Genomic DNA, 14013 nt, shown 5'->3' with positions numbered 1-14013 from the left:
TCAAATCTCCTCAAATACGCCTGCTTCATCTAAAGATCGATAAATTTTATCATGGACTTTGCCAAGTTTTTGATAGTAGCTGTGCACTTTTTCGTCTGGCTGATATGCTTTCTTTCCCGCACTGTTAGTCATTATTTCACAAGCATCCGGAACAGTACGATATACTCCAATTGAGACTGCAGCCAGTATAGCAGCGCCGAGTGCAGTAGCTTCTTCTGCTTTTCCCGGAACCACTTTTCTCCCAAAAATGTTTGCTTGGATCTCATTAAAGAGATCAGCCTTAACCAATCCGCCGCTGACGAAAACTTCATTAACGCCTTCTGAAGTTTGAAAAGCACTTTCTCTTAAAACATCGTTAATAACTTTTATGTTTTTGTTTATTTCGAACGCAATGCCTTCCAGGAAAGCCCTGATAATATCTGCACGTTTATGTCCAAGTGTTAGATTAAAAACAATTCCTCGCGATTTCGGATTCCAGTATGGGCTTGCACTTCCAGCAAAATGGGGAACCATTAAGATGCCGTTTGCTCCTGCTTGTGAAGCGCTTGCTTCGCGATTTAAATCCTCAAAAGTGACTGTGGAATCAATGCCTTTATGAGATATTAGTTCATCTTTAAGCCATCTATAAATCGATCCTGTAGTAAAAATACCTGCCTCCATTACCCATTGCCCTTTTATAGAAGAGGGACTGCATAAGACTCTTTTGCCTTTATCCCTGATTGACTGGCCAACAGGAGCTACTACGAAGGAACCTGTTCCAGTTGTTACTTTAGCTGTACCAATTCTGGTTACTCCAAGACCAACTGCAGCACATTGTTGGTCTCCCCCAGCCATAACAACCGGAATGCCATCTCTTAAACCAAGCTGCTTTGCAACCTGTTCTTTTAGATTGCCGGCTACTGTTCCAGGAGGATATGCATCTGGCATCATCGAAGAACTAATATTAAACTGATTCATCAAATCTCTATCCCACTGAAACGAGTTAATATTAAAAAGCATTGTTCGAGAAGCCTGTGTCCAATCTGTCTTAAATTCACCTGTTAAATAATGAATAATAAAGTCATGGACAGTTAATAGATAAGCTGTTTCATTTATGAGATTACCTTGTTTTTTCAGCCAGAGAATCTTAGGCAAAGAAAAATATGGGTCGATACGCAGGCCAGTCTTATTATAAATAGCTTCCTCATCTATTGTCTCCCGTATTTCTTCACATTCTGCTAACGTTCTTTTATCCTGCCAATGAATAGCATCAGCCAGAGGTTCTCCGTTTGAATCTACTGGAATAATCGTGGCTCGTTGGCTTGTTACACTAACTGCGGATACAGCGTCTGGAGAAAGGCCATTCATTACCTCTGGAACAACAAAGGTGATAGCTTGTATCCACGTATTCGGATCATGGTCGACTATAGAAGGCTGAATGTATTTACTGCTGTACTCTTTATGAGCCACTCTAACAATATTACCTTCTAAATTAAACAATACTGCTTTGGTAGCGGTTGTCCCTACATCGATCGTTAAGATAAGCTTTTCTTCGTTTCGTTTCATAAAAATCCCCTTTGTTATCTTTGAAACATTAAGAAGGATTATTTACTGTGGAATTTAAACTGTGCAACCATTCCTTTACCTTTGGTTCATCCAATACCTCGGGATTTTTCACCATTTTGGACCCCTCGCCATCTAGTACTTTACGAATCTCATCTACTAAAAGATATGGCGATCTTGATAAAGCTTCACTTGTAGTACCTGCAATATGGGTTGTCAATGTTATGTTATCCAAGTCAAGTAAAGGACTGTCTTCAGGTATCGGCTCAATATCAAACACATCGAGCGCCGCACCGGCAATTTTCTTTTCCTTTAAAGCCGCTGCAAGAGCATCCGTGTTAACTAATCCCGATCTTGCTGTATTAATAAAATAAGATGTTGGCTTCATTCTTCCTAGTTCCTCATAATCTACCAAATGGTGGCTTTCTTCCGTCAGGCGGGCATGTACAGTAGTGAAGTCTGCATGTGAGAATAGCGTTTCTTTATCAACCAATTCAACGCCTGCTTCCTTTGCATCTTTTTCACCTATCCATGGATCAAACCCGATAAGTTTAACTCCAAAACCCGATAGCTTTTTCGCAACAAGCCTTCCGATATACCCTAAACCAATAATACCGATTGTCTTTCCTTTTAATTCTGGTACATGGGCAGAATTTGTAAACTCTTTCCTCCAGTTCCCGCTCTTAATCGCATGATGGGCACGGGCAATGTTGCGAGATTCACTTAACATCATCCCTACTGCGTAATCTGATACGGCTTCTGCATTACGCCCCATCACATTCACTACAAGGATTCCTCTTTCTGTTGCTGCAGGAATATTAACGTTTTCTGTTCCTGCTCTAGCAACACCTATCAATTTAAGATTTTCAAAAGAGTCCATTGCCTGTTCGGAGAAAGGGCTAAAGAGACCGAGCAACATATCAGCGTCTTTGTTATTTAAAAAAGCTTCAGGTACATCTTCAACTTCCGGTCCCTGTTGCTCAACAACCAATCTTCTACTTTGCAGCTGTTCCCAATCAGAAATCCAATTAGAACTAACGATGTTATGGTCTCCCAGCTCTGTAGCAGCCTTGTGGAAATTTTCTCCGGGTATCATAGCATCGCCTATACAAACTATTTTCATTCGTTCTCCTCCTTTAGATGAAAAGCGCTCAGGAAAGCATACTAATTCAGCAATTCATCATTTACAATTGTTTCAGGGCTATCTCCCTTTAGAACGTTAAGTATGTTTCTCGTAACAAGCTCCATCATTTTATAACGGGTCTCAATTGTTGCACTCCCTATATGCGGCAGGGCAAGGACATTTTTGAAAGCAAGGAGTGGATGGTCAGCAGAAATCGGTTCGTCCTTAAAAACATCCAGGCCAGCTCCAGCGATCTCCTTATTCTTAAGGGCACTGAACAGCGCTTCTTCATTCACCACGCCCCCTCTAGCTGCGTTAATGAAAATGGCGGAGGATTTCATTAATTGAAATGCCCTGTTATCAAACATATTTTCTGTCTCGCTCGTAAGTGGCGCCATACACACAATAAAATCTGATGTGCTTAACAATTCATCAAATGAAGTAAAGCTTGCCCCAATCCCTTCTTCAACTTCTATATTTCTTCTACGATTATGATAGAGAATATCCATTTCAAATCCAGTTGCCCTGAGAGCGACCTTTTCGCCGATCCTTCCCATGCCAACAATTCCGATTGTTTTGTGGTGAATATCATGTCCAACCATTAATAAGGGACTCCAGTGTTTCCACTTCCCCTGTTTTATGTACTCAGCGCCTTCTGTTACTCTTCTGGCCGTTGCCATAAGTAAAGCAAACACAAGATCTGCCGTTGTGTCACTAAGTACATCAGGCGTATTACATACATAAACGCCTTTTTTTGTTGCATAGTCGATATCGATGTTGTCGTAGCCCACTGCTAAATTTGCAACCACCTTTAAATTTTCAGCCAGGTCAAACAGTTCCTTATCAATGTCCTCCGTTAACATCGTATATAAGGCAGTTGCCCGGCTTGCTTCCTTTTTTAAAATATCTCGAGGAACTGGATCCTCCTCCTTTTCCCACATTCCTACATCTGCTATTTCAAACAACGGTGCGATTACCTCTTCTGGCAATTTCCGTGTTATGTAAATATATGGTTTGCTCATTCTATCCCTCACTCTTAAGAATTACCGATCACTACTCTAATTACGTTTGGATGGGAAGGAAACATCCTGGTTCCTGCTCCATAGCCAATCGATTCAACGGTAAATGATGGCAAGCCTCCGAATTCCTCAGCAAGCACTGCTATAATAGCAGCACCTGTTGGTGTAACCAGCTCGGCTCGCACATCACTTTTTTCTAACGGTACCCCTTTTAATATCTCCAGTGTAGCAGGAGCCGGAACAGGATAAATGCCATGGTCAATCGATATCTTGCCAGCTCCTAAGGGAACAGGTGACGCAGCAACTTTATCGATTCTCAGAGATTCCATCAATATCGCGGTGCCGACAATATCAATGATAGAATCCACGGCACCAACCTCATGAAAATGCACTTCTTCTATCGGCATCCCATGGATTTTCCCTTCAGCTTCTGCAATCTTTTTAAAAATTGCTATAGAAAGGGATTTAACCTTTTCCTCTAGAGTAGAGTCACTAATCATTTTTTTAATCGACATATAAGTGCGATGATGATGGGCATGGTTGTGATCGTGATGATGCTCGTGATCTTGGGTGTGATCTTGATGATGGTCCTCATGATCGTGAAGATGCCCATGGTCATGACTGTGATGATGTGAATGTCCATCTTCATGATGATGGTGTGAACTTTCCTTTTCACTTAACAAAACATCAAACTTCGTAGATGTGATGCCATTCTTATTTACTTTTTTCCACGCAAGGTCATATTCTGACTCGATGCCGAGCTTTTTTAGCTCTTCTTTTAGATAAGCAGGATCAGCACCTGCATCAATAAGTGCACCTATGACCATGTCACCGCTAGCTCCTGATACGCAATCAAAATAAAGGGTTTTCACTGCTGTTCACCTCTCTTTTCATTCGCCATCCGATGGATAAGGGCTGCATTATAGCCACCGCCAAACCCGTTGTCGATATTTACTACACTAATTCCGGACGCACAGGAATTAATCATCGAAAGGAGTGCAGAAAGCCCTCCGAAATTTGCTCCATACCCTACACTTGTCGGTACTGCAATAACAGGATGGGAGACAAGCCCTCCAACCGCGCTGGGGAGGGCTCCCTCCATTCCTGCTACTACTACTGAAACCGTTGCGTTACGAATTATTTCAAGATTATCCAACAGCCTATGAATTCCTGCCACGCCGACATCGCAAATACGTACGGCTTCACACCCCATCGCCTCTACAGTTACAGCAGCTTCTTCTGCTACCCTTAAATCTGATGTTCCTGCTGAAACAACCGCAACATAGCCCTGATATAGAATTGTTTGTTCTTCAGCATTTTTCCAGAAAAGGGTTCTGGCTGTTTCGTTATATACAAGATTCTCTACTTCTTTCTGAATTGCAGCCGCTTTTTCCGGAGAAATACGGGTCGCTAAGATTCGTCGATGGCGCGCTTTAAGAACCTTGATGATCTCGATGATCTGATAGACCGTTTTTCCTTCTCCAAAGACCACTTCCGGATATCCCTGTCTCTCTTCCCGGTGGAAATCCAGCTTTGCAAAGCCAAGGTCCTTGTATGTTTTCAATCTTTCTTTTGCATCATCTATATCCAGGGTGCCTTCCCGGACCTGCTCAAGAATAGAATCTAAAATGAAGTTATTTTGGTTGTCCATTTACTTCACCCTTTGATAAAACCTCATTCATACTGCCAGTACGGTATCCTTCCAGGTCTAATGCTACATACGTAAATCCGATTTCTTTAAAACGTTTATTGATCGATTGCCGATATGCAATTACTTTTTCAATCTCAGCAGGCTCTACTTCAATCCGGGCAACTTTGTCATGATAGCGCACCCTCACCTGATGGAATCCTAAATCCCTTAACAGGTAATTTTCGGCCAGGTCTAGTTTGTTTATTGCTTCTCCGGTAATTCTTGTACCATAAGGAATTCTGGAGGAAAGACAGGCAAAAGAAGGCTTATCCCACGTTCTTAACCCCATTTCCTTTGATAACTGACGAATCTCGTCTTTTGTGAGACCAGCTTCCTTCAATGGACTTCTAACGCCCTTTTCACGCGTTGCTTTCATTCCAGGGCGGTAATCTCCTGCATCACTTGCATTTGTCCCATCAAGGATGTAAGGATATCCTTTTTCTTCCGCAAGCTTTACAAGTCTGTCAAACAAACCGAACCGGCAAAAGTAACACCTATTTTTATCATTTTTCACAAAATCTTCGTTCTCAAATTCTTTTATTTCTATTGTAAAATGGTTCGCATTTAAATCTTCTGCAAGTAATACCGCCTCATCAAACTCCCTGTCAGGGAACGTTTCTGATGCAGCTGTGACCGCCAGTACATCGGAACCCAGTACTTCCTGGGCCCTGGCAAGAAGAAATGCACTGTCCACCCCACCAGAAAAAGCAATTAAAACGTTACCCATTTCTGATAAAACTTGGCCGAGCTTTTCATTTTTTTGTTGTAGTTCGCTTGATGACATCTTGCTTCCCTCCAATTAAGGTAGTTTTAATTAATGCGCTTGCGAGGGGATAATTCTACTGCCTGTCTATACGCTTCTTTCAAGCTAGCTTCATCGGCTATGCCGGTACCAGCGATGTCAAAAGCAGTTCCATGGTCTACACTTGTCCGGATAATCGGAAGGCCAACCGTAATATTCACGCCTGACTCAAGGCCCAGTACTTTTATCGGGCCGTGTCCCTGATCATGATACATTGCCACAACAATATCAAAATCACCTCTTCCGGCTCTGAAGAACAGTGTATCTGCCGGATATGGACCCGTAACGTTAATCCCTTCTTTTTCAGCCTTTTCAATTGCAGGAATAATTTTCTCTTCTTCTTCCCCATATCCGAACAGTCCATTTTCACCCGCATGCGGATTAATACCGCATACTGCTATTCTGGGGTTTTCGATTCCTGCTCTTTTGAGTGTTTCATCTGCAAGATGAATAACTTTATGGACACGTTCTGGCTCAATTTTATTTATAGCATCTATCAGTCCCATATGCGTAGTCACATGGATCACTCTTAGATTAGGGGCAGTCAGCATCATCGCGAAGTCTTCTGTACCGGTAAGATCAGCAAGAATCTCGGTATGGCCAGGATAGATATGGCCCCCTTTATGCAGCGCTTCTTTATTTAACGGAGCCGTACAAATCGCATCGATTTTCTTATTGTTGGCAAGGTCTATCGCTTTTTCAAGGTATTTAAATGCAGCATGTCCTGCTTCAGGAGAAACCTTGCCAATTTCTAAGCTTTCCGGGATTAGATCTAAGTCTATACAATCAATTGTGCCATAAGAGAAACCCGCCTCTTCAACAGAAGAAATCGCATTTACTTTTAATTCTCCCTTAACAATTTTGTTAGCTCGTTCTAACACTTTTGCATCACCGATCACGAGCGGGTTACTATTCTGATAAAGCTCCGAATCGGCTAGTGCTTTAACAATTATTTCAGGACCAACTCCCGCTGCATCTCCCATTGTAATACAAATGATAGGCTTATTATCAGACATTTAATTCCCTCCTGGTTAGTATGCTTTATTCAACAATTCTATTAAGCTATCTTTCGTTGGCACTCGGGGATTATTTCGAATCAGCCTTTCAATAGGAAGAGCTTGTTCCGCAATTTCTGCAAGGTCATTCTTATCTATATTAATTTCAGATAGTCTTGTTGGTAACCCGATGTTCGATAACAGTTCCAGAATTGCTTCAACAGCTTTTCTTCCTGCTTCCACCGAACTTAAGCCATCCGTACTTACATTAAATGCCCGTGCGATGCCTGCCATTTTTTCTGGAACAACATTATTATTATAATCCATGACGTATGGAAGAAGAAGTCCGGTAACAAGCCCGTGTGGTGCTTTCGATCTTGCACCGATCGGATAAGCAAGTGCATGGGCAGCGGCTGTACCGGCATTAGAGAAAGCCATACCCGCCAGCAAACTTCCCATAAGCATATTTGCTCTTGCCTCAAGGTTACTTCCTTGCTGAACTGCTAGTGTAAGGTTTTGGGAAATTAATTCAATCGCTTTGTAGGCGAGGCCGTCACTGATCGGGTTAGCTCCCTGGAAGAGCAATTCCCCTTCAGCCTGGATATACTTGAAGTCTTTTGCCGTAAAAGCTTCCACCGCATGTGAAAGCGCGTCGATGCCCGAGCATGCAGTTACAAAAGAAGGAAGATTCACTGTTAGTTCTGGATCTAGAAGTGCAACAGCCGGCCGTAAATAGTTATCAGAAATTCCAACTTTTAGATTGTTCTCCGTATCCGTAAGAACAGCTACAGAAGTTACTTCTGAGCCTGTCCCAGCAGTAGTTGGAATAGCTATTAGAGGTGCAATAGGCCCAGGAACAAGATTCTCGCCGCCAAAATAATCACGTGGGTGGCCGCCATATTCCATTAATAATGCAACTATTTTTGCAAGATCAATGCTGCTTCCCCCGCCAAGACCAATAATAACATCAGTCTTTTGCTCGTTCTTAGCAAACTCATAACACTCCATCGCCGTCTCGACCGGCGGTTCTGGAACAGCTTTGTCAAAGATTACGACATTATAGTCCTTCGCCTCTATTAAACTTGAAACCTTAGTCAATAAGCCAGCGTTTTTTATCCCTTCATCAGTGATGATGAGAACATTCTTTGCATTAAAACGCTGTAGGATTTTGTCTAGCTTTTGAATGGAACCATTCCCGAACACGACGTTTTTAGTTGAAAAAAACTCGAAATTATCTCTCATTAAGAACATCTCCTATATTTATTAAAGGTCAATAACGACGATTCTTTCATCCGTCATTTCTTCAATTGCATATTTCGGCCCTTCTTTTCCTACACCACTGTTTTTGATACCGCCATACGGCATGATATCCGCCCGATAAGTAGAAACGTTGTTGATGATTACTCCGCCAAATTCCAGTGTTTGGGCCGCCTTCATTGCAAGGTTTAAGTCTGAGGTAAAAACTCCTGCCTGCAGTCCAAACTCCGAATCATTCGCCTGTTCAAATGCCTCATCAATTGTTTCATAAGGAATGATGCTGATGACAGGGGCAAATACTTCTTCACAAACTAGTTTCATAGATGGTTTAACGTTTGTCACGATAGTAGGATCAAGTACGGCACCGTTACGTTTCCCTCCAAAAGCGATTTCAGCTCCCTGCTCTTCAGCTTCCTTAATCCATTCTTCCGCACGAGCTGCTGCCTTTTCAGAAATCATAGGTCCGATATCTGTATCTTCCAATTCAGGATTCCCAACATTGATTGTTTTGGCTACGGCAATCGCTTTCTCAACGAATTGATCATAAATTTCCTTCTGGACATAAATTCGTTGAACAGATATGCACGCCTGTCCCGAATTGACATATCCTCTTGTTACACATAGTTCCGCTGCCCGATCTAGATCTGCGACATCGTTATGCACAATATTTGGAGAGTTATTACCAAGTTCAAGCGTTACTTTTCGGATTCCTGTTGTACTCTTGATATGGCGGCCTACTCCTGGACTTCCTGTAAATGTAAACATAGCGATTCTTTCATCTTCCAACAAATACTGTCCAGTGTCTTTCCCCAGTCCGTTTACAACATTTAAGTATCCATCAGGAAGACCTGCTTCTCGCAGGATTTCTGCCATTTTGTTTGCAATAATCGGCGTGAGCTCTGCTGGCTTCAGTACTACTGTGTTCCCGGCTGCAATTGCTGGAGCAATTTTATGAGCTGTTAAATTAAAAGGAAAGTTAAACGGCGTAATCGCTCCGATAACACCGACTGGAACTCGAAGTGTAAAGGACATTTTATTTTCATTACCGGGCTGCCCGGCTAACGGAATGCCTTCTCCTGTAATCCGTTTTGCTTCCTCTGCGGAAGCAATAAAAGTCTGAATTCCCCGGTCGATTTCCCCTCTGGCATCCTTCAGTACTTTACCAGCTTCTCTAACGATCGTCAGTGCTAATTCTTCTTTTCTTTCCGCAAATATTTCTGCTGCTTTCATAAGAATTTCATAGCGTTTATGAACAGACAGCTTGTTATTTTTAAACGTTTCCAGTGCATTTCCAACTGCACTTTCGACATCTTTTCTGGAGGCATTTGTTATGTAGCCAATAGTCTCGCCAGTATATTTGTTCTTGACTGGCAATTTTTCTTCCCCTTTTATCCATTGCCCGCCAATTAAGCTGCCGTACACATTTGATGTAGCTTGTACCATACTAAAAACTCCCCTCTGCTCTTTTAAAGTCTCCGTTTTCATCAAATTCCATTTCCTTCGGCTCTCCTACAATCTCAACATGTTCCAATTTTGAGACTTCAGGAATAAGACTTTCAGAAATGTAAAGGTGGTGAACATCCATTGTATTTGGAATACGAATAAAACGAGTGTATTCATCTTCTACTCCCCAGTTTGCTCTTTGCGCCGCTTTAATTGCTGCACTGTCACTGGAAAGAACGATCGGTATCTTTGCCCGATCTAAAAAGGTGCTTGTGATGACATTTTCATTCATCGCTTGATGGTTAATTTTCCGGAATAGGCGCTCCGTCGTTAAGTCTGCTAAGCCAATTCCCAGCGCATTTCCGTGTGAAGGCTCACTAACATCGCCCGCAATAATATATTTAATCCTCGGCTCGGATGGTTCCTCCACTCCGAGGATACGGATTCTTCCGATGATATTTGTATCCATCCCGGTACCGCTGTAGTTTTTCCCAATTTCATCCACAAACAGGATATCAATATCCTTGACCGGCAGGGACGGCATCAAGCTTTTAGAATGACTGAGAAGCTCTTGTTCCCGGTCAATGATTTTCTCTGTTGGGATAGCCTCAATAACTGCTGTTTCTTCATAAGCATTTTCAACAATACCGATTCCAAAAACAACTTTTCCAGAGCCGAGGACAACTTTTCCTACTTCTGGCATTTTGTCCCTTATGCCATGGACACCGTAAGTATGGATCGCCTGGGCCTGGGCGTGTTTTCCAAGACCGATCGAGGACATTTTTAAAAGTCCGCTTTCAATGGGCGCCTTAAAATCAGTATGCGCTTTAATTCTTCCCATCACGATAACGCCATCTGCATTCCAGGCATGCTTATCCATATATACAGGGAGGCCTTCTTCTGTTTTTCCAATCTCCTCAACTTCCATAGAAGACAAAATAGGCACTCCACAGTAATCCTCTGTAACTCCCAGGCTTTCTAATACTTCTTTTTGGCCTTCAGCAGTCGCACCGCCATGGCTTCCCATAGCTGGAACTACAAAAGGTTTTGCGCCTAATTTTTTCAGCTCCTCAGAAGTAGAACGGATGATTTCCGCAATATTGGATATCCCTCTGCTTCCTGCTGTTATGGCGATTCGCATTTCAGGTTTAACAGTGGATCTTATTTCTGCTTTTGATAATTGTTCTTCAACAGTTAAAGCTATGTTATCAATCTTGTCATCAGGAAAATGCTGATGGATTTTCACAACTCTGGGAAACTTCATTCAGGACCCTCCAATCTTTATTTATCCATTAAAGATGGCAGCCACATTGATAACTGCGGCAAGTAACTAATTATTAGAATATCTACAATAACCACGAACAGGAACGGCAGTATCGCTTTTGTTATTCTCTCCAGGGTGGTATTTGCTATTTGGACAGATACAAACAAATTAACACCCAGAGGTGGAGTAACCATACCCATAGCAAGGTTAACTACCATAATAATCCCAAAGTGGACCGGATCTACACCAACCATCACTGCGATCGGAGTGAGAATCGGTGCCAGAATAATAATGGATGATGCAGTTTCAAAAAACATCCCTACTATCCATAACAACACATTGATTAATAGTAGGAATACTATAGGGCTATCCGTAAATTGCATGAATGATTCTGCAATTTTTTGCGGTATTCTTTCCCTTGTTAGAATCCATCCGAATAATCCTGCTGTCGAAATAATGATCATAATGATAGAGGTAGTGATTGCCGATCTTGCAAAAACGTCGATCAGGTTTTTAAATTTAAGCTCTCTATAAACGAAGAACCCAACGATAAATGCGTATACTACTGCTACACCTGCCGCTTCTGTAGGAGTGAATATCCCTCCATAAATACCCCCAAGAATAATTCCAGGCATAAGCAAAGCTAGAATAGCGTCCTTAAAAGCTTTAATCCGATCAGCATTCGTTATGTTTGGCGTGCCCTGATATCCTTTCTTTTTAGAAAGTACAAATACAGTGAGCAGTAATGAACCAGCTATAAATAATCCCGGGATAACACCCGCGATAAAAAGTGTACCGATCGATACTTCTGCTGTAACACCATAAAGAATCAACGGGATACTTGGAGGGATGATAACTCCCAACTCGCCCGAAACGGATTGGACAGCTCCTGCAAAGTTGCGGTCATATCCTTTTGCGATCATGGCCGGAATTAAGATTGAACCTATTGCTGCTACCGTTGCAGGTCCTGATCCCGAAATCGCCGCAAAGAACATGGAGGTTACGACAGCTACTGCCGCGAGTCCTCCGCTTAATCCTCCAACAAGGGAGTTAGCAAAGTTAACAAGCCTCTTTGATATCCCGCCTGCTTCCATCAGGTTTCCCGCCAAAATGAAAAATGGGATAGCCATTAAAGGAAATAAATCAATTGCCCCAAACATCCTTTGAATAACTACTAATAAGGGCATACCTGTATAGGATACGGCGATAGTTGAGGTGATCCCAAGGGAAATAGCAATAGGCACGCTAAGGGCGAACAATACAAGTAAGCTAATTATGACTACTGGTATCACTACTCCCCACCCCCTTTATAAAATTCTATTAATACTGCTATGGAGTTAATGATCATCAGGAAAGATCCTACTGGAATAGCTGCATATGCCCATGCCATAGAAATATGCATAGCAGGTGAGCTTTGCGTTTGAACATGGCCCAGCATTTCCACTCCTTTTATCAATAAAAAGACGAAAAAAGCAATGTTTAAAGCATGTACGATTGTTTTAAGAAACCTTCTTGCTTTAAAGGATAAACGTTCAGAAATGGCTTCTACACCAATAAGAGCCTTCATCCGTAACGCAAGGCTTGAAGCAAGAAAAACCAGCCAAATCATGAGATAACGCGCAAGCTCCTCTGACCATGTTATAGAATTACCGAGGATGAAACGAGAAAAGACCTGTACGGCGATTACAATCGACATAATTATTAGTAAAACAGCAACTACTATTCTTAACACTTTATTTATAGCATCAATACCTTTTAGCAGCAGAAGCATCTACTAGCCCCCTCCAAAACAAACATTAATAAAACTTATACGGATAGGAAGAGCTCCTATCCGTATTTCCTTATTTTGTGTTTTTAATATTTTCAATTAAATCTTTGCCAAATTGCTCGCTGTATTTGTCATATACAGGCTGAACAGCTTTTTCAAATGGTTCAAGATCAACATCAGTAATAACATTCATGCCTTTTTCCTCTAACTGTGATAAATATTTATCTTCCATATCTTGAACTACCTGACGCTCATAATCTCCAGCTTCTTTAGATGACTCTAACAATAGGTTCTGTACTTCCTCTGAATAACCATCAAATTTACTTTTGGAAATCAGCATAATAGATGGGTTGTAAACATGTCTTGTCATAGTTAAGTAGTCCTGAACTTCATAGAAACGGGAACTCCAGATAACTGGAACCGGGTTCTCTTCCCCATCAACTACTCCCTGTTGAAGGGCTGTAAATAATTCCGGGAATGCCATCGGTGTTGGGTCTGCACCCATCTCTTCAAATGCCGCCATGTGAATTTCATTTTCCATTGTTCTTAACTTAAGCCCTTTAAGATCTTCCGGCTTTTCAACAGGGCGAACATTGTTTGTTACGTTTCTAAATCCGTTCTCCCACCATGAAAGGCCTTTCATCCCTTCAGATTCTAATTTCTTAAGAAGGTCTTGTCCTATTTCTCCATCCAATACTTTATGTGCATGATCTGCATCTCTAAATAGGAATGGAAGGTCTACAACAGTTACTTCTGGAGCAAATCCACTCATTGGACCTGTGGAAGATAGAACCATGTCTACTGTTCCGATGTCTAATCCTTCAATCATCTCACGCTCTCCGCCAAGAGATCCGTTAGGGAAGATTTCAACAGTAATCTGGCCATCTGATTTCTCTTCAACCAATTCTTTAAACTTCTTTAATCCTTCCTGGTAATGAGATGTGTCTGAAAGAGTGTGTCCTACCTTCAATGTCATCTTTTCAATTCCGCCGCTATCTGAACCAGAATCCGAACCAGATGAGGAAGCGCTTTCATTTTCCCCACAAGCAGCTAGCGCAAAGACCATGATTAACGACATGAGAATACCTGCAATTTTTTTCATTCTTTTCC

At 41.9% G+C, this 14013-nt stretch carries 13 protein-coding genes; all 13 read right to left on the bottom strand.

Translation table 11 applies throughout. From position 1 onward, the window contains the following. The 13 genes from FCL54_RS04680 to FCL54_RS04620 all read right to left on the bottom strand — a co-directional run bounded on the left by FCL54_RS04680 (position 1) and on the right by FCL54_RS04620 (position 14005). Positions 1-1545: an FGGY-family carbohydrate kinase gene (locus FCL54_RS04680; RefSeq protein WP_138123719.1), complete on the bottom strand. Its 1545-nt coding sequence runs from the start codon at positions 1543-1545 to the stop codon at positions 1-3. A gap of 28 nt (positions 1546-1573) precedes the next feature. Continuing rightward, positions 1574-2665 (bottom strand): 2-hydroxyacid dehydrogenase, encoded by a 1092-nt coding sequence (locus tag FCL54_RS04675; RefSeq protein WP_138123717.1) that lies wholly within the window; start codon positions 2663-2665, stop codon positions 1574-1576. A 41-nt stretch (positions 2666-2706) separates the two neighbouring features. Next, positions 2707-3687 carry a 2-hydroxyacid dehydrogenase gene (locus tag FCL54_RS04670; protein ID WP_138123715.1) on the bottom strand — a complete coding sequence of 327 codons (981 nt, stop codon included), beginning with the start codon at positions 3685-3687 and terminating at the stop codon, positions 2707-2709. A gap of 14 nt (positions 3688-3701) precedes the next feature. Continuing rightward, on the bottom strand, positions 3702-4556 hold the full coding sequence (gene larC, locus FCL54_RS04665; RefSeq protein ID WP_138123713.1) for a nickel pincer cofactor biosynthesis protein LarC: 855 nt from the start codon (positions 4554-4556) through the stop codon (positions 3702-3704). Beyond that, on the bottom strand, positions 4553-5314 hold the full coding sequence (gene larB / locus FCL54_RS04660; RefSeq protein ID WP_138123991.1) for a nickel pincer cofactor biosynthesis protein LarB: 762 nt from the start codon (positions 5312-5314) through the stop codon (positions 4553-4555). The genes larC and larB overlap by 4 nt, the downstream gene beginning before the upstream one ends. Before the next feature lie 4 nt (positions 5315-5318). Next, positions 5319-6158 carry an ATP-dependent sacrificial sulfur transferase LarE gene (gene larE, locus FCL54_RS04655; protein ID WP_138123711.1) on the bottom strand — a complete coding sequence of 280 codons (840 nt, stop codon included), beginning with the start codon at positions 6156-6158 and terminating at the stop codon, positions 5319-5321. A 26-nt stretch (positions 6159-6184) separates the two neighbouring features. Beyond that, positions 6185-7192 carry a 4-hydroxythreonine-4-phosphate dehydrogenase PdxA gene (pdxA, locus tag FCL54_RS04650; protein ID WP_138123709.1) on the bottom strand — a complete coding sequence of 336 codons (1008 nt, stop codon included), beginning with the start codon at positions 7190-7192 and terminating at the stop codon, positions 6185-6187. A 15-nt stretch (positions 7193-7207) separates the two neighbouring features. Continuing rightward, positions 7208-8413, bottom strand: coding sequence for a hydroxyacid-oxoacid transhydrogenase (locus FCL54_RS04645; protein ID WP_138123707.1), 1206 nt, complete (start codon positions 8411-8413; stop codon positions 7208-7210). 21 nt (positions 8414-8434) lie between these two features. Then, positions 8435-9871: an aldehyde dehydrogenase family protein gene (locus tag FCL54_RS04640; RefSeq protein WP_138123705.1), complete on the bottom strand. Its 1437-nt coding sequence runs from the start codon at positions 9869-9871 to the stop codon at positions 8435-8437. A gap of 1 nt (position 9872) precedes the next feature. After that, positions 9873-11135, bottom strand: coding sequence for a nickel pincer cofactor-dependent isomerase, group 22 (locus tag FCL54_RS04635; protein WP_138123703.1), 1263 nt, complete (start codon positions 11133-11135; stop codon positions 9873-9875). A 17-nt stretch (positions 11136-11152) separates the two neighbouring features. Next, positions 11153-12427, bottom strand: a complete 1275-nt coding sequence (locus FCL54_RS04630) for a TRAP transporter large permease (protein ID WP_138123701.1) — start codon at positions 12425-12427, stop codon at positions 11153-11155. Further along, positions 12427-12906, bottom strand: coding sequence for a TRAP transporter small permease (locus FCL54_RS04625; RefSeq protein ID WP_138123699.1), 480 nt, complete (start codon positions 12904-12906; stop codon positions 12427-12429). Before FCL54_RS04625 ends, FCL54_RS04630 begins: the two co-directional genes overlap by 1 nt. Before the next feature lie 70 nt (positions 12907-12976). Next, a complete protein-coding gene (locus FCL54_RS04620) occupies positions 12977-14005 on the bottom strand; it encodes a TRAP transporter substrate-binding protein (protein WP_138123697.1) in 1029 nt (342 codons plus the stop codon). Between the last annotated feature and the right edge of the window lie 8 nt (positions 14006-14013).

The sequence above is a fragment of the Exobacillus caeni genome, from assembly GCF_005747095.1.
Lineage (GTDB): Bacteria > Bacillota > Bacilli > Bacillales > Guptibacillaceae > Exobacillus > Exobacillus caeni.
Note: the sequence above shows the minus strand (reverse complement) of the source record. Positions and strands in the feature narration are given on the sequence as shown.